This window comes from Methylopila henanensis (assembly GCF_042681025.1).
Taxonomy (GTDB): domain Bacteria; phylum Pseudomonadota; class Alphaproteobacteria; order Rhizobiales; family Methylopilaceae; genus Methylopila; species Methylopila henanensis.
In genome coordinates, this window is sequence record NZ_JBHUER010000010.1 from 745,130 (window position 1) to 764,628 (window position 19,499).

Annotated in this window: 19 protein-coding genes; 9 read left to right on the top strand and 10 right to left on the bottom strand. The window is 70.0% G+C overall.

Going from position 1 to position 19,499, the window contains the following annotated elements; genetic code table 11:
• Together ACFSCV_RS16680 and ACFSCV_RS16685 are read left to right on the top strand one after the other, a co-directional pair.
• Nucleotides 1-834 (top strand): manganese catalase family protein (locus tag ACFSCV_RS16680; RefSeq protein WP_378800690.1); only part of this gene is annotated, 834 nt, incomplete at its 5' end.
• Nucleotides 835-1,001: 167 nt separating this feature from the next.
• The gene (locus ACFSCV_RS16685; protein WP_378800691.1) at nt 1,002-1,451 is read left to right on the top strand and encodes a DUF892 family protein; all 450 of its coding nucleotides are present in this window, start codon (nt 1,002-1,004) and stop codon (nt 1,449-1,451) included.
• 155 nt (nt 1,452-1,606) lie between these two features.
• Here ACFSCV_RS16685 and ACFSCV_RS16690 read toward each other — a convergent pair whose 3' ends face one another.
• The gene (locus tag ACFSCV_RS16690) at nt 1,607-2,200 is read right to left on the bottom strand and encodes a helix-turn-helix domain-containing protein (RefSeq protein WP_378800692.1); all 594 of its coding nucleotides are present in this window, start codon (nt 2,198-2,200) and stop codon (nt 1,607-1,609) included.
• A 493-nt stretch (nt 2,201-2,693) separates the two neighbouring features.
• Between ACFSCV_RS16690 and ACFSCV_RS16695 the strand changes: the two genes are divergently transcribed.
• The 4 genes from ACFSCV_RS16695 (at nt 2,694) to ACFSCV_RS16710 (ending at nt 6,220) form a co-directional block, all read left to right on the top strand.
• Nucleotides 2,694-3,047 carry a RidA family protein gene (locus ACFSCV_RS16695; protein WP_378800693.1) on the top strand — a complete coding sequence of 118 codons (354 nt, stop codon included), beginning with the start codon at nt 2,694-2,696 and terminating at the stop codon, nt 3,045-3,047.
• Nucleotides 3,048-3,223: 176 nt separating this feature from the next.
• Entirely contained in the window at nt 3,224-4,549 is a 1,326-nt protein-coding gene (locus ACFSCV_RS16700; RefSeq protein WP_378800694.1) for an MFS transporter, read from the top strand.
• 104 nt (nt 4,550-4,653) lie between these two features.
• Nucleotides 4,654-5,271 (top strand): MOSC domain-containing protein, encoded by a 618-nt coding sequence (locus ACFSCV_RS16705; RefSeq protein ID WP_378800695.1) that lies wholly within the window; start codon nt 4,654-4,656, stop codon nt 5,269-5,271.
• Between the two features lie 4 nt (nt 5,272-5,275).
• Nucleotides 5,276-6,220: a PDR/VanB family oxidoreductase gene (locus ACFSCV_RS16710; RefSeq protein ID WP_378800696.1), complete on the top strand. Its 945-nt coding sequence runs from the start codon at nt 5,276-5,278 to the stop codon at nt 6,218-6,220.
• 148 nt (nt 6,221-6,368) lie between these two features.
• On the opposite strand, the gene katG is transcribed toward ACFSCV_RS16710, so the two are convergent.
• A complete protein-coding gene (gene katG / locus ACFSCV_RS16715; RefSeq protein WP_378800697.1) occupies nt 6,369-8,543 on the bottom strand; it encodes a catalase/peroxidase HPI in 2,175 nt (724 codons plus the stop codon).
• Nucleotides 8,544-8,709: 166 nt separating this feature from the next.
• Here katG and ACFSCV_RS16720 point away from each other — a divergent pair, with 166 nt between their 5' ends.
• Complete coding sequence (locus ACFSCV_RS16720; RefSeq protein WP_378800698.1) at nt 8,710-9,630, top strand: hydrogen peroxide-inducible genes activator; 921 nt, start codon at nt 8,710-8,712, stop codon at nt 9,628-9,630.
• 46 nt (nt 9,631-9,676) lie between these two features.
• On the opposite strand, the gene ACFSCV_RS16725 is transcribed toward ACFSCV_RS16720, so the two are convergent.
• The 6 genes from ACFSCV_RS16725 to ACFSCV_RS16750 all read right to left on the bottom strand — a co-directional run bounded on the left by ACFSCV_RS16725 (nt 9,677) and on the right by ACFSCV_RS16750 (nt 15,716).
• The gene (locus ACFSCV_RS16725) at nt 9,677-10,891 is read right to left on the bottom strand and encodes an acyl-CoA dehydrogenase family protein (RefSeq protein WP_378800699.1); all 1,215 of its coding nucleotides are present in this window, start codon (nt 10,889-10,891) and stop codon (nt 9,677-9,679) included.
• Nucleotides 10,892-10,925: 34 nt separating this feature from the next.
• The gene (locus tag ACFSCV_RS16730) at nt 10,926-12,287 is read right to left on the bottom strand and encodes an LLM class flavin-dependent oxidoreductase (protein WP_378800700.1); all 1,362 of its coding nucleotides are present in this window, start codon (nt 12,285-12,287) and stop codon (nt 10,926-10,928) included.
• A gap of 142 nt (nt 12,288-12,429) precedes the next feature.
• On the bottom strand, nt 12,430-12,906 hold the full coding sequence (locus ACFSCV_RS16735; protein ID WP_378800701.1) for a tetratricopeptide repeat protein: 477 nt from the start codon (nt 12,904-12,906) through the stop codon (nt 12,430-12,432).
• Nucleotides 12,887-13,657 (bottom strand): ABC transporter ATP-binding protein, encoded by a 771-nt coding sequence (locus tag ACFSCV_RS16740; protein WP_378800702.1) that lies wholly within the window; start codon nt 13,655-13,657, stop codon nt 12,887-12,889. Before ACFSCV_RS16740 ends, ACFSCV_RS16735 begins: the two co-directional genes overlap by 20 nt.
• Nucleotides 13,658-13,676: 19 nt before the next feature.
• Nucleotides 13,677-14,510, bottom strand: a complete 834-nt coding sequence (locus ACFSCV_RS16745; RefSeq protein ID WP_378800703.1) for an ABC transporter permease — start codon at nt 14,508-14,510, stop codon at nt 13,677-13,679.
• A gap of 87 nt (nt 14,511-14,597) precedes the next feature.
• Nucleotides 14,598-15,716, bottom strand: coding sequence for an ABC transporter substrate-binding protein (locus ACFSCV_RS16750; protein WP_378800704.1), 1,119 nt, complete (start codon nt 15,714-15,716; stop codon nt 14,598-14,600).
• Between the two features lie 165 nt (nt 15,717-15,881).
• Here ACFSCV_RS16750 and ACFSCV_RS16755 point away from each other — a divergent pair, with 165 nt between their 5' ends.
• Both ACFSCV_RS16755 and ACFSCV_RS16760 read left to right on the top strand, forming a co-directional pair.
• Complete coding sequence (locus ACFSCV_RS16755; RefSeq protein ID WP_378800705.1) at nt 15,882-16,697, top strand: transporter substrate-binding domain-containing protein; 816 nt, start codon at nt 15,882-15,884, stop codon at nt 16,695-16,697.
• Complete coding sequence (locus ACFSCV_RS16760; RefSeq protein WP_378800706.1) at nt 16,688-17,773, top strand: cytochrome-c peroxidase; 1,086 nt, start codon at nt 16,688-16,690, stop codon at nt 17,771-17,773. Before ACFSCV_RS16755 ends, ACFSCV_RS16760 begins: the two co-directional genes overlap by 10 nt.
• 7 nt (nt 17,774-17,780) lie before the next feature.
• Here the strand turns inward: ACFSCV_RS16760 and murI are convergent, their stop codons facing one another.
• Nucleotides 17,781-18,638: a glutamate racemase gene (gene murI / locus ACFSCV_RS16765; protein ID WP_378800707.1), complete on the bottom strand. Its 858-nt coding sequence runs from the start codon at nt 18,636-18,638 to the stop codon at nt 17,781-17,783.
• A gap of 125 nt (nt 18,639-18,763) precedes the next feature.
• The coding region (locus tag ACFSCV_RS16770; RefSeq protein ID WP_378800708.1) for a P1 family peptidase at nt 18,764-19,499 on the bottom strand (736 nt) is incomplete at its 5' end.

The following is a 19,499-nucleotide window of genomic DNA, read 5'->3' on the forward strand; positions in this document are numbered from 1 at the left end:
GAGCTTCTGGGCGGCAAGTTCGGCGAGATGTCGACGCTGAACAACTACATGTTCCAGAGCTTCAATTTCCGCAACAAGTCCAAGACCAAGCCGTTCTACAGCCTCGTCGCCAGCATCACGGCGGAAGAACTGGGCCACGTCGAGCTGGTGTCGAACGGCGTCGCGATGCTGGCCAATGGCCCGACGCCGGAGGACGACCACGACCGCGACGTCTCCAAGGCGCCGTTCGAGGAGATGAAGGACATCCGTTCGGCGGCCTCGTTCCTCCACGCCGGAGGCGGCGCCATGCCCGCGGATTCGAACGGCCTGCCGTGGAACGGAACCTTCGTGTTCACGACCGGCAACCTGATCCTCGACCTGCTGCACAACTTCTTCCTCGAGTGCGGCGCGCGGCTGCACAAGCTCCGGGTCTACGAGACGCTGTCCGACCCGACCGGCCGCGAGGTCTGCGGCTATCTGCTCGTCCGCGGCTCCGTGCATGCGCACTCCTATGCGCTTGCGCTCAAGAACCTGACCGGCGTGGAGATGGAGAAGATGCTTCCGACGCCGAACATCGATCTCTCCAAGATTCCGGAATCGCAGAAGTATCTCGACGAGGGCAGTCACCGTCGCCTTTACACCTGGGGCGAGGAGACCTACCGCGACATGGCCTCGATCTGGGGCCGGGGCGAGCAGGCGCTTCCCAATGATCCGCCCGGCGAGCTCGAGGTCGTGCACGGCGCGCCCGACGGCGCGCGGATCGACGAGCTGCAGGGCGCCTCGGCCGCCTTCACCAGCGATTACGACCCGGCCGAGATCTTCGAGATGGCCGCCAAGCTCCAGAAGAAGATGTGATGCGCGGCGGCGGAGCCGGCGCGCAGGACCGCCAGTCCTGCCTGAGCCGGTCAAGGATGCAAAGGGGGCGACGGCTCCCTCGCAGACCGACCCCCGACACGACGGCGCATACGGCGCCGAGCCAACTGACGACCTACGACCGAACACCAGAACGCAGGAGAGAAATGATGGCCACCACCATCGGGCATGAGAGCGACATCACGAAGCTCGTCCAGAATCTGCTCTATCTCGAGCACGACGCGATCGCGGCCTACAACTCGACCATCGACAAGCTCGAAAGCGAGGCCCTCAAGGCGCAGGTCGCCGCCTTCCGCAACGACCATCTCGCGCATGTCTCGACGCTGAAGACCATAGCGTCGGAGCTCGGGATCGAGGCTCCGCGCGAAGGCGACATGAAGCAGATGCTGACGACCGGGAAAGTGGCGATCGCCGGGCTGATGGGCGACAGCGCGATCCTGAAGGCGATGAAGACCAACGAGGACGACACGGTGACGGCCTATGACCGCGCCCGCCAGCACCAGGATGCGCGCCCCGAGTCCGTCGCCTTCTTCGAGCAGGCGCTTGGCGACGAGCAGAGGCACCGAACCTGGTTCGAAGACACCGCCGCCGCGGCTTGAGCCCCGTTCCATCGAAGCCAAGGCCTTGATCTTCTAAGTCAACGGCGGCTCGCCGCGACGGCCAGCGTCCCGCAGGCGATCGTAAATCCTCCACCGATGGGTGTGAGGCGGGGCCGGCGGCTTTCGGCTTCTGCTTAGCGCGCAGAAGATCGGCTTCACCCGTCGGCGCGGGCGGAGACCGTCGGCGCGGCGCCGGAGGCGATCACGACAAGAACTTCCGCCTGCTCGTCGCCGAGGCTCCGGATTTCGTGCCGCTCCTCGCCGGAAAAGTAGAGACAGTCGCCCCGGCCCATCAGGATCTCTTCGCCGCCGAGCTTCACGGCGATCCTGCCCGAGACCACGAACAACATCTCCTCGCCGCCATGGGCCCACCGGGGACCGCCGATCGTCCCGGGCGACCGGGCGGGGCGCATGAGGAACGGCTCCATCATCTTGGCCGCCCGGCCCGTCGCGAGCGGCAGCAGGCCGTAGCCCTTCTCCGGGGAGCTGTGGTCTCCCGCGCGCTGCAGCGTGTAGCGCACGTTGGGGGCCGCGTTGAGGTCGAACAGCTGGGCGATGTTGACCTGCAGCGCGTTGGCGACGCGGAGCAGCGCGGTGATCGACGGCGTCTTCAGCCCGCGCTCGACCAGCGAGAGATAGCCGCGGGTCAGCTCGCTCATGCCCGCCAGCCGATCCAGGGTGAGGCCCCTTTCCTGGCGAAGGGCGCGGAGATTGGGCCCGAGCCGATCGCTGTTCGAGATATCCAGCACCGAATCCTCCGATCGCCGCTCCGTCGCACATTACGGCGGCCGGCGCATCATCCGTCTTGGCGCCGGGACGCGCTGGTCCGGCCACGAGTTTTATGGAGGAAATCATGCCCGAACCGCGCCGGCGATGCAATTATTTCAGGCGCCGATCGGGCGGAAATGAGCTGAAAAACAACGTTTCTGAACGCTCTCTGCGCAAGCCGAAGACGCGGCGCCCAGCGGATGAGCGCTGGATAGGCATGCCCTTAAAATCAGCTTTTGATTTCCAACAGTAAACATGTTTCGATCCTCGGGCGGTCCGCGATGGCGGGCTGCGACATCAGAGGACAGGCAGCATGGCCACATCACCCACTCTCCGCCGCGGGCCGGAGGCCGAGAACGTCGGGGGCGACACCCGGTTCATTTCGGACAACACGCGGTTCATTTCAGGCAAATATTGCGCCAAGACGGGTGAATCCGGCCGCGGCCGCGTTGTCCCCGCCGCGGGGCCGGCGGCGTGATCCGGCGCATCGGGAGCGGCCCCCGTCTGTCCGCCGCGACCGTCCATGGCGGCCTCGTCTACGTCTCCGGCCAGGTGCCGGACGATCTGAGCGTCGACGTCGTCGATCAGACCCGACAGGTGCTCACCAAGATCGACGCGATCCTCGCGGAGGCCGGGACCGACAAGAGCCGCATCCTGAGCGCCATGGTCTGGCTTCCGGCGATCGGCGATTTCGGGGCCTTCAACAGCGTGTGGGACGGCTGGATAGCGCCCGGCGCCGCGCCGTCGCGGGCCTGCGTCGAGAGCCGGCTGGCCGATCCGGCCATCAAGGTCGAGGTCGGCTGCATCGCGGCGCTGCCGACCGACTGATCTTTCGAAGCGTCACCCGCGCTCCGCGCGGCTTTGGCCTCCCGGCCTGATCGGCCGGGCGGCGCCGATCCCCTGCGCCTGGCGCGCGCCCGCGAGCGGGAGCGAGGAGCGCGGGGACCGGCCGATCCGACAGCCTGCAAACGAACGACGTCTCCACATCCCAGCGGGGGGTAATGATGACAGTTGCAGCCGATATCTCTCAGGCGCCGGCGCTCGCCGCCGGCGAAAAGTTGCCGGACGCCGAACGCCGCAAGATCGTCTGGTCGAGCGTCATCGGCACGACCGTCGAGTGGTACGACTTCCTGATCTACGGGACGGCGGCGGCGCTCGTCTTCAACAAGCTGTTCTTCCCGAGCTTCGACCCGGTGGTCGGCACCATCGCGGCGTTCGGCTCCTACGCCGTCGGCTTCGCGGCCCGCCCGCTCGGCGGCGTGATCTTCGGCCATTTCGGCGACAAGCTCGGCCGCAAGGCGATGCTCTCGCTGACCCTTCTGATCATGGGCGTCGGCACCTTCCTGATCGGGTTGCTGCCGACCTACGATCAGATCGGCGTCTGGGCGCCCATCCTGCTGGTGCTGCTGCGCCTGGTGCAGGGGCTCGGCATCGGCGGCGAATGGGGCGGCGCGGTGCTGATGGTCGTGGAGAGCGTCCCCGACCGGAAGCGCGGCTTCTACGGCGCGCTGGTGCAGCTCGGCTATCCGCTCGGCGTGATCACGTCGATCGGCGCGTTCCGGATGGCGGGTCTGATGTCGGACGAGGACTTCCTGTCCTGGGGCTGGCGCATCCCGTTCCTCGCCAGCGCCCTGCTGGTGGTCGTCGGCCTGTTCATCCGCCTTCGCCTGCACGAGTCTCCCGCCTTCCAGCGCGTGAAGGAGCAGAACGTCGTCGCGAAGATGCCCGTGGTCGAAATCCTGACCCAGCACACCAGGACCTTCACCACGGCGGTGGGCCTCAAGGTCTCGGAGATCGCCTATGTCAGCATCGTCACGGTGTTCTCGATCTCCTACGTCACGTCCAAGCTCGGCCTGCCGCGCAGCGTCATCCTGAACGGCATCCTGATCGCGGCGATCATCGAGCTGTTCACCCTGCCGCTGTTCGGCATGCTGGCCGACCGCTACGGCCGGCGGACGATGTTCATCCTGGCCTGCGTCTTCTCGATCGGCTTCGCCTTCCCGATGTTCAGCCTCCTGAACACCGGCGACCCGACCATCATCACGATCACGGTCGCGATCGCGCTGAGCCTGGGCCAGGGCGTCATGTTCGCGATCGGCGCCGCGTGGATGTCGGAACTGTTCGACGCGCGGCTGCGCTACACCGGGGCCTCGCTCGGCTTCCAGGTCGGCGCGGCGCTCAGCGGCGGCTTCACGCCGATGATCGCCGCCGCGCTCCTCGCCTGGAGCGGAGCGACCTGGCCGATCTCGATCTATCTGATCGTGCTCGCGCTGATCACGCTCTCGGCCACGCTGATGGCGCCCGAAACGGCCGGCAAGAAGATCGATTGACGCCGGCCGGCGCATGAACGACGACGCGCGGCTCCCGGACATCTCCGGGAGCCGTCCCCGTCCGGACCTTGAAGCGGCGTGACGTTCGCCGCGAGGAGACGACCATGAGAGACGACGACCAGCGTCAGGACGCCCTGCCCGACGCCGGGGCCGCCCGACCGGCCCCTACGATGATCGAGGCGTTCGAGCACGCCGCCGGATCGATCGCCCGCCATGTGACGGGCGGCGCCACAGGCTTCAAGGGCGTGCTGCTGCACATCCATGTGGCTCCCGCCGCGAGCTACGAGATGGAGGAGCTTGAGGAGGCGCATTGCGTCGCGGGCCGCGGGATCGTGGGCGACCGCTATTACGAGGGAACCGGCACCTATTCGCCGAAGCCCGACACGCGCGAGGTGACCCTGATCGAGCAGGAGGCGCTCGACGCGCTGTCGCGCAACGACCCGCCGCTTCAGGGCGGCGCCATCGCGCTCGCCGCCGGCGACCACCGGCGGAACCTCACCGTCCGCGGCGTGCCGCTCAACCACCTCGTCGGCCGCCGTTTCCGGGTCGGCGAGGTGATCCTGCGCGGGGGGCGGCTCAACTTCCCCTGCAAGTATCTTGAGGAACTTCTCGGACTGCCGGTCTACCTGCCGCTCTACAACCGGTCGGGCCTGAACGCGGGCATCGAGCGCGGCGGCGTGATCCGCCCCGGCGACGCGATCGAGCTGCTGGACGACGCCTGATCCCATGACCGCACGCATCGTGATGAAGCTGAAGGTCAAGGCCGCGCGGCTTGCGACCCCAAGCGTCCTGCATCTGACGCTCGTCCATCCGACCCGGCCGGCGCTGCCGGCGTGGGAGCCGGGCGCGCATGTCGACCTCAGGCTGCCGGACGGCAAGATCCGGCAGTACTCGCTCTGCGGCGATCCGCAGGACCTCGGCTCCTACGAGATCGCCATCAAGCGCGAGGACGCCGGCCGCGGTGCCTCGCTGTGGGCCCATCAGGCGCTGGTCGAAGGCGCGACCGCCCATGTCTCGGCGCCGCGCAACAATTTCCCGATCCGCGAGGCGACGCGCCATGTCTTCGTGCTGGGCGGCATCGGGGTGACGCCCGGCCTCGCCATGGTCCGGACACTGCGCGCCGAGGGCGCGGACGTCGCCGTCCACTTCTGCGCGCGCAGCGCGGCCGAAGCGCCACTACTCGCGGAACTGTCCGCGGCCTGCGGCGACCAGCTCTCGACGTGGTTCTCAAACGAGGGGCGGCGCTTCGATCCCGGCGCCCTCGGGCCCTACGCCGCCGGCGCGGTCCTCTATGTCTGCGGTCCCGGCCGCCTGCTGCAGGCCGTGCGGGACGCCGCCAGCGCGCTCGGCTGGCCGGAAGAGTCCGTCCACGCCGAAGCCTTTCAGGCGACGCTCGACGAGAACTTCAAGCCGGAGCCTTTCGAGGCGAAGCTCGCGTCGACGGGCGCGACGCTCCATGTGCCCGCGGACCGCTCGCTGCTCGACGTGCTGCGCGAGCATGGCGTCACCATGCCGTCGTCCTGCGAGCTCGGCGTGTGCGGCTCATGTGTGTGTGGCTACACGGAAGGCGTGGTCATCCACCGCGACGCCGCCATCTCGACCGCCGACCGGCAGGACCGGATCGCGCCCTGCGTCTCCCGCGCGCGGGTGTCCGTCACGCTCGACCTCTGACGCCGCTCCCCCTCACCCGGCCCTTCGGGCCGACCTCTTCCCACCGGGGAGAGGTGAAGAAGCGGCGCCGTTCTCGCTTTCCATCCAAGCCGAAAATTTCCGGCTTCGGGGCGCCGTCGCGCGGCGCCCCGAAGTCATTCTTGCTGGATCAGGCCGCGACGTCGAAGCGGTCGAGGTTCATCACCTTGGTCCAGACGCCGACGAAGTCCTTCACGAACTTCTCCTTGGCGTCGGACGCGGCGTAGACCTCGGCCAGGGCGCGCAGCACCGAGTTCGAGCCGAAGACGAGATCAGCGCGGCTCGCCGTTCCGGTGGTCTCGCCGGTCCTGCGGTTGGTCCCGACGAACGTGGTCTTGTCTTCGTCGGTCGCGGTCCACTTCGTGTTCATCGAGAGCAGGTTCACGAACACGTCGTTGGTGAGCTGGCCCGGCTTGTCGGTCAGAACGCCCCGGGTGTCGCCGCCGACGTTGATGTTGATCGCGCGCAGGCCGCCGAACAGCACCGTCAGCTCCGGCGCGGTCAGGGTCAGCAGCTGCGCCTTGTCGATCAGGGCCACCTCGGCGCGCTTGGTGTTGGACTTCTCGTAGTTCCGGAAGCCGTCGAGCTCGGGCTCCAGCCACTGGAAGCTGTCGACGTCGGTTTCTTCCTGCTTGGCGTCGGCCCGGCCGGGCGTGAACGGCACGGTCACCGAATGGCCCGCCGCCTTCGCGGCCTTCTCCACGCCCGCGTTGCCCGCGAGCACGATCAGGTCCGCGATCGAGACCTTCTTGCCGCCGCCGGCGTGGGCGTCGAAATCGGCCTTGATCCCTTCGAGCACGGACAGGACCTTCGCCAGCTGCTCGGGCTGGTTGACCTCCCAGTCCTTCTGGGGGCTGAGGCGGATGCGGGCGCCGTTCGCGCCGCCGCGCTTGTCGCCGCCACGGAACGTCGAGGCCGAGGCCCAGGCGGTTCCGACCAGCTCGGAGACGGTCAGCCCGGACTCGAGGATCTTGGCCTTGAGGTTGGCTCCGTCCGCCTCGTCGATCAGCGGGTGGTCGACGGCCGGGATCGGGTCCTGCCAGATCAGCACTTCCTTCGGGACTTCGGGCCCGAGGTAGCGCGAGCGCGGGCCGAGGTCGCGGTGGGTCAGCTTGAACCAGGCGCGCGCGAAGGCGTCGGCGAAGGCCTGCGGATCCTCGAGGAAGCGGCGGGAGATCTTCTCGTAGATCGGGTCGAAGCGCAGCGACAGGTCGGTCGTCAGCATCGTCGGCTTGATCTTCCGCGACGGGTCATGCGCCATCGGGATGATCTCGGGGGCGTCCTTCGCCTCCCACTGGATGGCGCCGGCCGGGCTGCGGGTCTGGACCCACTCGAACTTGAACAGGTTCTCGAAGAAGAAGTTCGACCACTGGACCGGCGTCTGGGTCCAGGTGACCTCGAGGCCGGAGCCGATCTGGTCGCCGCCGTGGCCCGCGCCGAAGCTCGAGCTCCAGCCGAGGCCCTGATCCTCGATGTCGGCCGCCTCGGGGTCCGGGCCCTTGTAGCTTTCGGCCGCCGCGCCGTGGGTCTTGCCGAAGGTGTGGCCGCCGGCGATCAGCGCGACGGTCTCCTCGTCGTTCATCGCCATGCGCCCGAAGGTCTCGCGGATGAACGCCGCGGCCGAGATCGGGTCGCCGTTGCCGTCAGGCCCCTGCGGGTTGACGTAGATCAGGCCCATCTCGGTGGCGCCGAGGCCCTTCTCGAACTTGTCGAGGGTGCGGTGGGTGAGCCACTCGGTCTCGTTGCCCCAGTTGACGTCGCGATCCGGCTCCCAGGTGTCGGCGCGGCCGCCGGCGAAGCCGAAGGTGCGGAAGCCCATGCTTTCGAGCGCCACGTTGCCGGTCAGGATCAGCAGGTCGGCCCAGGAGATCGACTGGCCGTACTTCTGCTTGATCGGCCACAGCAGACGGCGCGACTTGTCGATGTTGACGTTGTCCGGCCAGGCGTTGAGCGGGGCGAAGCGCTGCTGGCCGCGGCCGCCGCCGCCGCGGCCGTCCGCGAGGCGGTAGGTGCCGGCCGCGTGCCACGACATGCGCACGAACTGCGGGCCGTAATGGCCGAAGTCGGCCGGCCACCAGTCCTGGCTGTCGGTCATCAGCTTGCGCAGGTCGTTCTTCAGCGCGTGATAGTCGAGCTTCTTGAACGCCTCGCGGTAATCGAACGCGGGATCAAGCGGATCGGACTTGGAGGAATGCTGGTTCAGGAGGTCGACGGGCAGCGTGTTGGGCCACCAGTCGGTGTTCTGCCTCGGGCCGCCGTGCGCGACGGGGCACTTGCCCGCGCTGTCCTCGGTCTTCGCGTTCATGGTCTTCTCCGATTCTGGCTGGGCGCGCCGCATTGCGTCGATCGGCGGGCGACCCGCGCCGCCTGTCGGCGAGGGCTGGTCGCTCCTCCTTGTCCCGCGAGCCTTTTAGCAGGGCCGTTTCATTATATTAATTCCGATTTCCTGATTGTGACGATAAGCTGAACTTATGAAGAACGTGACGTTCAAACAGTTCCGCTATTTCGAGGCGCTGGCGCGGCACGGCCATTTCGGACGCGCGGCCGAAGCCTGCGCGATCTCGCAGCCGGCTTTGTCGATGCAGATCAAGGCGCTGGAGGAGGAGCTCGGCGCGGCGCTGTTCGAGCGGGACCGCCGCCAGATTCGCCTGACGAGCTTCGGCGAGGAGATCGCCCGCCGCGCGCGCGAGATCCTGCGCTCGCTCGACGAGCTGGAGGGCTACGCCCGCGCCTCCCGCGGCGGACTGGTCGGCCGGCTGCGGATCGGCGTCATACCGACCATCGCCCCCTACCTGCTGCCGGGCCTGATCGCGGAGCTGACCCGGCTCTATGAAGGCCTCGACCTGCATGTGCGCGAGACGCTGACGCCGCGGCTGGTCCAGGAGCTGAACGAGGGGCGCCTCGACATGGCGATCGTCGCCCTGCCGGTGTCGGAGCCTTCGCTGGCCGAGGCCTCGCTCTTCACCGAGGATTTCGTCCTGGTCCGTCCCCGCAGGGACGAGGGCAAGCCGGTTCCGAACCGCGAGGCGCTCAAGGAGATGAGGCTTCTGCTGCTCGAGGAAGGCCACTGCTTCCGCGACCAGGCCCTGTCGTTCTGCAACAGGAGCCCCCATGCGGCGCAGCCGCGCGACCTGCTGGACGCGAGCTCGCTGTCGACGCTCGTGCAGATGGTGGAGGCGGGGCTCGGCGTGACGCTGGTTCCGGAGATGGCGGTCGCGGTGGAGACGCGCTCGGCGTCGGTGTCGGTGGCGCGCTTCCGGACGCCCCAGCCCTCCCGCACCATCGGCATGGTCTGGCGCCGGACGAGCCCCCTCGCCCAGCAGCTGCTCCAGATCGCCGACGTGGTGCGCGCCTCCGCCGCGGCGCTGCGCCAGTCCGGCGCGGCGACCTGACCTTGCGCGCAAAGCGGCCGGGAATCGTCCCTCCGGCCGCTTGCGCCTAGAAGAACCCCTGCGCCGGCAGCGGTTCGCCGGCGAGCTCGTAGGCGCCGAGCGCGCGGGCCTTCAGCGCGGCGGGGTTGTGGGAGGCGAGCGTGCGGGCGTTGCGCCAGTGGCGGTCGAGGTTCTTCGTGCGCTTCGTGGCCGAGGCGCCGCCCACGTCGAACAGCCGGCTCGCGCTCTTGATGGTCAGCTCGTCCACCACGAGCTTGGCCTTGGCGGAGGCCTCGGCGCCCTTGTGCGCGATCTCGGCGTCCGGCAGGCCGCGATCCCGCGCCCGGGCGACCTCCTCCACCACGTCCGCCGCCGCCAGCACGACGGCGTCCGCCGCGTAGGACGCGGCGGAGATCTCGCCGACGATCTCCTGAAGCAGCGGGTCCTCCGCGGGGCTCGACGCCGCGGCGTAGTAGAAGTGCCGATCCTTGCGGGAGCGCAGCAGCGTCACGGCGTCCGAGAGCACGTTGCGCAAGATGCCCGCGACCACGCCCGTGACGAGAAGCTGGGCGAGCGTGTTGTGGTAGGCGTAGCCGTAGCCGACGCCCGGCGCGTCGAAGATCGCCTCGTCCGGCTCGACCCGCACGTTGCGCAGATAGGTCGTGCCGGAGCCGGTGAGCCGCTGGCCGGCGCCGTCCCAGTCGTCGACGATATCGACGCCGTCCCGGTTCGTCGGGACCACCGCCGAAACCGTGCGCCCGTCCGGCGCCGAAGCGCGCACCAGCACATGGTCCGAGAAGATCGTGCCGGTGGAGTAATACTTCACGCCGTCGAGGCGCCAGCCGTCGCCGTCCGGCGTCAGCGCCGTCTGATAGGTGACGGCGCCGATCGTGGGGCTCGACAGCTCGGTGTTCGCGAGCCCGACGATGGCGCCCGACGCGACGATCTTCGCCCACTTCTCGCGGTTCGGCGCGGTTCTGGAGCGGGCGAAGCGCTCCACGAAGGTGAAATGGTTGCGCAGCGCGTGCGAGACGTTGGGGTCGGCGGCGGACAGCCGGATCACCACCTCGAGCAGCTCCCGCAGGCTGACGCCCTGCCCGCCCTCCGCCTTGGGCAGCCGCAGCGCGCCGAGGCGCGCCGCCCGTATGCGGTCCAGCGCCTCGAACGGCAGGATGCGGTCACGGTCGCGCTCCGCGGCGCCCTCGGCGACGAAGGCGAACAGGGCGTCGAGATCAGAGACGCCCTCGGGAGCGAGATGGCGGACGTTGGAGGCGGAGGTCATGGGCGGGTCGCCTTATCGCGAGGGTTCAAGCGCTTCACTCGGCCGCCACGGCGGCGGCCGCGCGCGTGGCGGCGAAGCGGTTTTCGGGACGCGCGAGGCCGAGGTTCTCCCGCAGGGTCCGGCCTTCGTATTCGGCGCGGAACAGCCCGCGCCGGCGCAGCTCGGGCAGCACGTGGTCGATCACGTCCCTGAGGCCGCCGGGAAGGACCGGCGCCATGACGTTGAAGCCGTCGGCGCCGTAGTTGACGAAGCGCTCCTCCAGCTCGTCCGCGATCTGCGCGCCCGTTCCCACGAGCTGCCAGTGGCCGCGGGCGCCGGCGATGCGAAGGTAGAGATCGCGGATCGAGAGGTTCTCCCGCCGGGCGAGCGCGGCCACCAGCTCCTGCCGGCCCTTGCCGCCGGCGGTTTCGGGAAGCTCGGGGATGGGGCCGTCGAGATCGTGCCCGCGCAGGTCGATCCCGAGCTGAACCCGCAGAAGCTCCAGCCCGACGTCCGGGTGGACGAGGCTCTGCAGCTCTTCGAACTTCTCCCTCGCCTCGGACTCGGTCGCGCCGGTGACGATGAAGGCGCCCGGCAGGATCTTCAGCTCGTCCGGCGACCGGCCGTATTTCGCCAGCCGTCCCTTGACGTCGGCGTAGAAGGCCTGGGCCTCCTGAAGCGTCTGCTGGGCGGTGAAGATCACTTCGGCCGTGCGGGCCGCGAGCTCCTTGCCCGGCTCGGACGAGCCCGCCTGCACCACCACGGGCCGGCCCTGCGGGCTGCGCGGCGCGTTGAGCGGCCCCTTCACCCGGAAATGCGCGCCCTGATGGTTGAGCGTATGGGCCTTGTCGAGGTCGATGAAGATCCCGCTGGCGCGGTCGCGGAGGAAGGCGCCGTCCTCGAACGAGTCCCAGAGCCCGAGCACCACGTCCACGAACTCCTCCGCCCGGGCGTAGCGCTCGGCGTGGGGCACGGGCTTGGCGTGGCCGAAGTTCAGCGCCGCTTCCGGGTCGTTGGAGGTGACGAGGTTCCAGCCGCCGCGGCCGCCGCTGAGATGGTCGAGGGAGAGGAACTGGCGGGCCAGATTGTAGGGATCGCTGAAAGTGGTGGAGGCGGTGCCGATAAGCCCGATGTGGCGGGTGTGCGCCGACAGCGCGGACAGCAGCGTCAGAGGCTCGAAAAGGGTGGCGCCGGAATGGGCCTTGCGGGCCGCGCCCTCCGGGTGCAGCAGCCTGACGTCCACGCTGTCGGCGAGGAACACCGCGTCGAACCGGCCCTCCTCCGCGAGCTTGGCGAAGGCGACATAATCCTCGATCCGGTCGTCGGCGGAGGCCTCCGGTCGCCGCCAGGCGGCGGCGTGGTGGCCGGAAACGTAGTGAAACGCGTTGAGCCGGAGCTGTCCCGAACGCTTGGCCATGGCGGTCGCGCCTTTCCTGCTGGTGTCCGTCGCGGGACCGGCCCGCCTCTGTCTTGCTTCAGGTTAAAGCCTGAAAAACATATTTTCTATCTAAAATATAGATTGTAGGCGCCGCTGAGGCCGCGCGGCGACGCCGGCCGCGTCAGGAAGCGGGCGGAACCGGCCGGCCGGCGGCCTTCAGCGCGGTCTCGAGCTTGCCGATCTCCGGGCATCCGTCCGGATGGCACAGCAGCCGCAGCAGCTTCAGATTGGTCTCGGCGCGGGCGAAATCGCCGGTCTCGACAAACAGTTCGCCCTGATATTCGAGCGCGGGCCGATGGCCCGGATCGTACCAGAGCGCCTCCTTGTACCAGCGCGCGGCCTCGTCGTAGCGCTTGAGGTTGCGCAGCGAATAGCCGAGCAGGTTGTAGAGGTCCGCATGGCGGACAGTCGCCGTCAGCGCCAGCAGGCGGTCGGCCGCCGCCTGATAGTCGCCGGAATAAATCTGCGCCCGCACGGCCGAGAGGTCCGGCAGGTCGGTGGCGGGCGCGGTGTCCGCCGCCCGCGACGCGCCCAGGCCGATCAGCAGCGCGGCGCAGGCGGCGGCGAGCGGCCAGGCGTCACGCCGCGGCGCGGACATAGTCGCCCATGGCGTCGAGAATCCGCTTCTTGTGGGCGGCGAAGGCGGCCGAACCCCGGTCGCGCTCGCCTTCCAGCTCGACGACGACACGCTCCGCCACCCGGCCGGGCTTCGCGTTCATCACGATCACCTCGTCGCTCAGGTAGATCGCCTCGTCCACGTCATGGGTGACGAGGATCATGGTGATGCCTTCGACCCGCCAGATCCGCTGCAGCTCGCCCTGGAGCCGAAGCCGCGTCAGCGCGTCGAGGGCGCCGAGCGGCTCGTCGAGCAGCAGGATGTCCGGCCGGTTGGCGAGGCCGCGGGCGATCGCGCCGCGCTGGGCCATGCCGCCCGAAAGCTGGTGCGGGAAGGCCTGCTCGAAACCCTGCAGGCCGACGAGGGCGATGTGCTCGGCGACGGCGGCCTTCTTCTCGGCCTCCGACCATCCCGAGTTCTCGAGGCTGAGCGCCACGTTCTTCTCAAGCGTCAGCCAGGGCAGCAGGCGGTGGTCCTGGAACACGACGCCACGCGAGAGCGCCGGCTTCGAGATGCGCTCGCCGTTGAGCAGGATGTCGCCGTGATAGTCGCCGTCGACGCCGAGGATGAGGCGCAGCAGCGTGGACTTGCCGCAGCCGGACGGCCCCACGATCGAGACGAAGGCGCCGGGGGCGACGTCGAAGCTCACATGGGACAGCACGTCCAGCCGGCGGCCGTCGACGTCGAAGCTCTTGGACACGTTGCGGATGTCGAGGCGACCGGGAACGCCCATGATGTCTCTCCTTTCCCGTTCAGCCTTCGAAGCCCTGCTTCCAGCGCAGCAGCCGCCGCTGGACCAGGAACATGCCGCGGTCGATGGCGAAGCCGACGAGGCCGATCACCACCATGCAGACCAGAAGCTGGTCGGTGAGCAGGAGGCCCTGCGCGCGGAAGATCAGGAAGCCGAGGCCTTCGAGCCCCGACAGGCCTTCGGCGACCACGACCAGCGCCCAGGCGAGGCCGGCGGCGTAGCGCAGCGAGACCAGGATGTTCGGCAGAGCGGCGGGAATGATGACCTTGCGCACGAGCTGCCAGCGGGTCAGCGTCAGCGCGTCGGCGAGCTCCACATAGGCGCGGTCCACGTTGCGCACGCCCTGCAGCGTGTTGAGGAACACGGGGAAGAACACCGACTTCGCGATCACCAGCACCTTGGCCGGCGCGCCGATGCCGAGCCACAGCACGATCAGCGGCAGCCAGGCGATGCCGGGGATGTGGCGGATGGTGTCGAAGGTCGGCCCGAAGAACCGCTCCACCCGCCGCGACAGGCCCGCGGCCACGCCGAGCACGAGCGCCAGCACGGAGCCGTAGATGAACGCCTGCCCCACGATCTCGATGCTGGCGAGGAAGTCCCAGGCCAGCCGCTGCTTGGTCAGCATGGTCCAGAAGGCGGCGGCGACCGTCGCCGGCGCCGGCAGGAACACCGCGTCGATCCAGCCGAAGCTGGCCGAGGCCTGCCACAGGCCAAGGATGACGGCGGGCAGCACGAAGCCGATGAAAGCGTCGCCGCTTAACCGCCGCCGCGACGACGACGGCCGGGCGGGACGCGTCGGAACGACGCCGCCGATGACATCCGCGCTGCTGCTCATGCCGCTGCGCCCTTCCCTGAAAAATGCGTGGAACGCCGGGACGAAAAGAACGCCGGAGCCCGCGAGCGCGGGCTCCGGCGGGGTCCGTCAGTTGTAGATCGAGTAGTCGCCGCCCACGAAGAACCGGCCGTCCACGAAGGCGTCCACCTGCTCGCTGGTCAGGCGGCGCTCGTTCAGGATGTCGTCGCCGTTGTCGACGTACCAGGCCTGGAAGGTCTTGATCGCCTCACGGGCGCGCTGGGCGTTCGGCTCGCCGGCCATGAACTCCCACTCGCCGGCGTGGGTGATCTGGAACTTCGCGGCCTCCACCGGCACGCGGGTCTCGCGCGCGATGATCTCGGCCGCCTCGTCCGTATGATCGCCGACCCACTCGCGGGTGCGCTCGCGGGCCGCGAGGAAGGCCTTCACCACCTGCGGATACTTGTTCACGAAGTCGCGGCGGGCGAAGTAGGTCACGCGGCCGGCGTTGTTGACATAGATCCCGTCGTCCGGCGAGCGGCCGACGACCTTGAGCTTGCCCGACAGCCACGGGCCGACGAAGGCGCCGGCGGCGAGATGGGCGGTGGTGGCGTCGCTCGCGCCCGACAGCACGGCCGAGATCGCGACCGCGGAGTTGTCGATCGAGGTGTAGCGGACGCGGCCCTCCTTCTCGCGGCTGTCGAAGGGCAGGCCCTCCTTCTGCAGGATCTCGAACGGCGACGACCAGTAGCAGCTGATGCGGCTCGATCCGAACTTCTTGCCGTCGAGGTCCTTGACCGTCTGGATGGCGTCGTTGTCGGCGCGGGCGAGGATCGGCGCGCGGTAGCGGTTCGACGGCTCGGACGCCCAGATGATCACGCCGTCGAGCCCGTTCGCGCGGTGGACCGTCGCCGGGTAGATCATGCGCTGGGCGATCGCGATCGCGCCGCCGCCGACCGCCGCGGCCTCGGCGCCGAGCAGCTCGGCCGCGCCGGACGCGATCAGGTTCACGTCGGTGACGCCGATCTTGTCGAACTCCTGTTTGAAGAAGCCCTTTTCGCGCGCCACCACCGTCCAGGGGGTGAGCTGCAGGTTGATCGACTTGGGCGCGGCCGCCGGCGCCGCCGCGGCTCCCGCCACCGCCGGCGCGCCGGCCGTCGGGTTGGCGGACGAGACGTCCACGACGCCGAGCGAGCCTAGCCCCGCGGCCGCGACCAGGGCGACCGCAACACGATGACGAACGTTCATGGAAGGGAACCCCCAGCCAGCAAACCGCGGGCCTTCCCGCGCCATTTGCTATTAAATCTACATTTTTGATATACATGACTCGCTGGCATTGCAAGCCCTTGGCGCGCCACGGCGCGCGCTCCCGCTTCGACGCCGAAAAACGTCCTGAAATCAAAGAGCTGCGCGATGGCGATCCCGTTCCGACACCGATATGCGGCGCTTGCGGCCGGCCTTCTCGTCGTCGCCGCGGCGGCGCCGGCGGCGGTCACCGCCACGCGCTCTCCCGCCGTCGCGTCCGGCGGCCCGCTGCGGATCGGCGTGACCACGACGGCGGAGGCCGCCGGGGAGCGCGTCTATCTCCCGGAGGGATTCGAGGCCGAGATCGCCGAGGCCCTGGCCGCCCGGCTGAAGGTCCCGTTCGAACTCGTGCGCGTCGAGCCGGAGCGGAAGGCGGAGGCGCTCGACGCAGGACGCGTCGACGTGCTGCTCGACCGCCTGCCGGCCGACGTCAGGGAGACCGGCGACGCGCCGATCGTCCGGACCGGCTACGCCTCCGGCCAGCGCGTCGCCATGCGTACGGACACGACGGTCCGCGCCTGGGCCGATCTCAAGGGCCGCACCGTCTGCGTCTCCCGGGACAACCTCGACGGCCAGCGCCTCGCCCGCGAGATCGGGGCAAACACGCGCCTTTCCAGCGCTCCCGCCCCGGCCCTGATCGACGTGCGGACGGGCGCGTGCGACGCCTCGATCCACGACGCCGCCCTGCTCGCGCCCCTGCTGGAGAAGCGCATCTGGCGGAAGTTTTCCGCGACCCTGCCCGAGACGGCGCGGACCGAGCTCGCCATCGTCGTCTCGCCGCGCGCGGCCCAGTTCGTGGAATGGATCGCCGAGGCCGCCGCCGGCGTGGCCGACGCGCCGGGCTGGCGCGACAGGGCCGGAAAATGGGCCTCGACCGTCGACTTCGAGGTCTATCGCGACCAGGTCGCCGCGGATTGCCACTGAGCGCGTGGCAACGGCGCGCCGCGCTGCTCGCGGCCTGCCTCGCGCTGGCGCTCGCGCCTTCGCAGGCGTCCGACCATGCGGAGGTCCGCCGCGAGAACCTGCGGGAGATCTATGAAGGCCCGCCGGCCGGCTGGCCCGCGGCCTGGATCGACGACGGCGTCCGCTATGCGGAGCTCAGGCCCCGCGATCGTCCGCCTCCCGCCTCGCCGGCTCTGGCGGCGCTCGGCGAGCGGCTGTTCCACGACAAGCGCCTGTCGGCGGGCGGCGACGTCGCCTGCTCGTCCTGCCACGATCCGGCGGCCGGCTTCACCGTGCGTTCGGCCGTCGCGCGCGGCCATCGCGGCGCTCCGGGCCGGCGCAACCCGCCGTCGCTCGCGACCGCGGCCGGACGCCTGAGCTTCGGCTGGGACGGCGGCCATCCCACTCTCGAGGCGCGCGCCCTCGCCCCGCTGACCGACCCGACCGAAATGGCCAATCCGGACCTCGACGCCGTTCTGGAGCGGCTGCGCGCGGAGCCGGACCGCCGCGAGGCCTTCGGCGCCGCCGGTCCGACGGAGGCCGCCGTCGGCGCGGCGCTCGCGGCCTTCCTATCGGGGCTCGACGGCGAGACCCGCTTCGACCGCTTCCTGCGCGGCGACGGCGCGGCGCTCGGCGACCGGGAGATCGAGGGCCTGCACCTGTTCCGCACCAAAGCGCGCTGCGCGAACTGCCATTTCGGGCCGCTGCTCACCGACGAGGACTTCCACAACCTGAAGATCTCGTCCTTCGGCGAACCGGCGCAGGATCTCGGCCGCCACATTGTCTCGGGCCGCGCGGAGGATGCGGGCCGCTTCCGCACTCCGAGCCTGCGGCATGTGGCCGAGACCGCACCCTACATGCACAACGGCCTGTTCCCCACGCTCGAAGGCGTGCTCCATCTCTATGACCGCGGCGGCGGCGAGGTCTGGGCGCGCAACGCGGCGGAAGCCGCGCATCCGCTCTATCCGGCCGCGGCGCGGCTCTCGCCGCACATCCGCCCGCTCGGGCTCACCGACGACGAGAAAGCGTCGCTCGCCGCCTTCCTGCGCGCGCTGTGACCTTAGCTCAGCCGAGCGGGAGCAGCTCGCGCCCGACCTCGCCAAGCCCGCGCGCGGCCAGCGCCGCGACGAGCTCCGGCGCGAGCGGACGGTCGGAGGTGAACAGCGCCGTCGCGCCGCTCGGGGCCGCGTCCGGAAACGGCCCGACGAGCGCGGCCACCCGGCGCGCGATCGCGGGCGCCGGGTCGATCCACGACACCGGCCACGGCGCGACGCGCGCGAGCCGATGCGCGAGCAGCGGGAAATGCGTGCAGGCCAACGCCACCACGTCGGTGCGCCGCCCGCCCGCCTCCACGAAACACGGCGCGATCTCGGCCGCGAGCGTGGCGTCGTCCACCGGCTCGCCGCGAAGCTCCGCCTCGGCGAAGCCGGCGAGCCGCGGCGCCCCGACGAGCGTCACCGCCACATCGCCCGCGAAGGCCTCGATCATCGCCTTGGTGTGCTCGCGGCGGACGGTTCCGGGCGTGGCGAGGATCGTCACGAGGCCGGACCGGCTGGCGGCGACCGCGGGCTTCACCGCCGGCACCGTGCCGACGAAGGGCGTCCGGAACCGGGCGCGCAGGCTCGGCAGCGCGATGGTGGACGCCGTGTTGCAGGCGATGACGACGAGATCCGGCGTCTCGCGCGCGATCAGGCGCTCCATCACCGCGACAACGCGCTCGGCGAGCCGCACGTCGTCCAGCGCGCCATAGGGAAACGCGGCGTCGTCCGCGGCGTAGACATAGGCCGCGCCCGGCAGCGCGGCGCGCAGCGCGGCGAGCACCGTCAGGCCGCCGAGCCCGGAATCGAACGCCAGAATTTTCGGAGCCCGGCCGAGCGGCGCCAGCGTCGCGCTCGACAATCCCGCAAACAGATCCACGCCCATCCCGCGCCGCGACCGTTCAATGCCACTCGCCCGATTGAAGCGCCGGGATAGTTACCGAATCGTGGCGAACCCCGGTCGAAGCCGCGGTTTGTCACGGGCCGCGCCGCGGCGGAGACGGCGTGGGTTCAGCCGAACCGCCCGCGCCAGCCGGGCTGCGCGCCCGGAAACGGCAGCGGCGTCGCCTCGTAGACGCCGCGGGCGACCGCGCGGGCGAGCGTCATCGCGGCCACATGGCCGATGGCGGCGAGAGCCGCGACGCGGTCCCCTCCGAGAGCGACCCGCTCGGTCGAGGCCGCGAACACGACGTCGCCGTCGAGCGGCGTGTGCACCGGAACCAGCGCGCGGGCGAGCCCGTCCTGCGCCATCACAGCGAGGGTCCGCGCCTCGGTCTTCGTCAGAACGGCGTCCGTCGCCACGAAGGCCAGCGTGGTGTGCGCGCCGGCCTGCGGCTTCGCCGGGGGAAACCACGCCTCCGGCGGCGAGATCCGCGGCGATCCGAGGCCGCCGAACTCCGCTCCGATCTCGAACGGCGCCGCCCAGAATTCGGGCCCGTCGCCGACGGTCGCCGAACCCAGCGCGTTGACCGCCACCAGCGCGCCCACGGTCACGCCGAGGTCGCCGATCACGCTCGACGCGGTTCCGACGCCGCCCTTCAGCGTCGCTGTCCGCGCGCCGAGGCCGGCGCCGACGGAGCCGAGCGCGAAGCGGGTCTCGGCCGCCTCCGTCGCGGCGAAGCCGAGCTCGCGATAGGGAGGGTAGCGGCCCCAGGCCTTGTCGCCGCCGTTCAGCAGGTCGAACAGGATCGCGGCCGGCACGATCGGCGCGCGCGCCGCGCCTACTGCGAAGCCGCGGCCGGCCTCG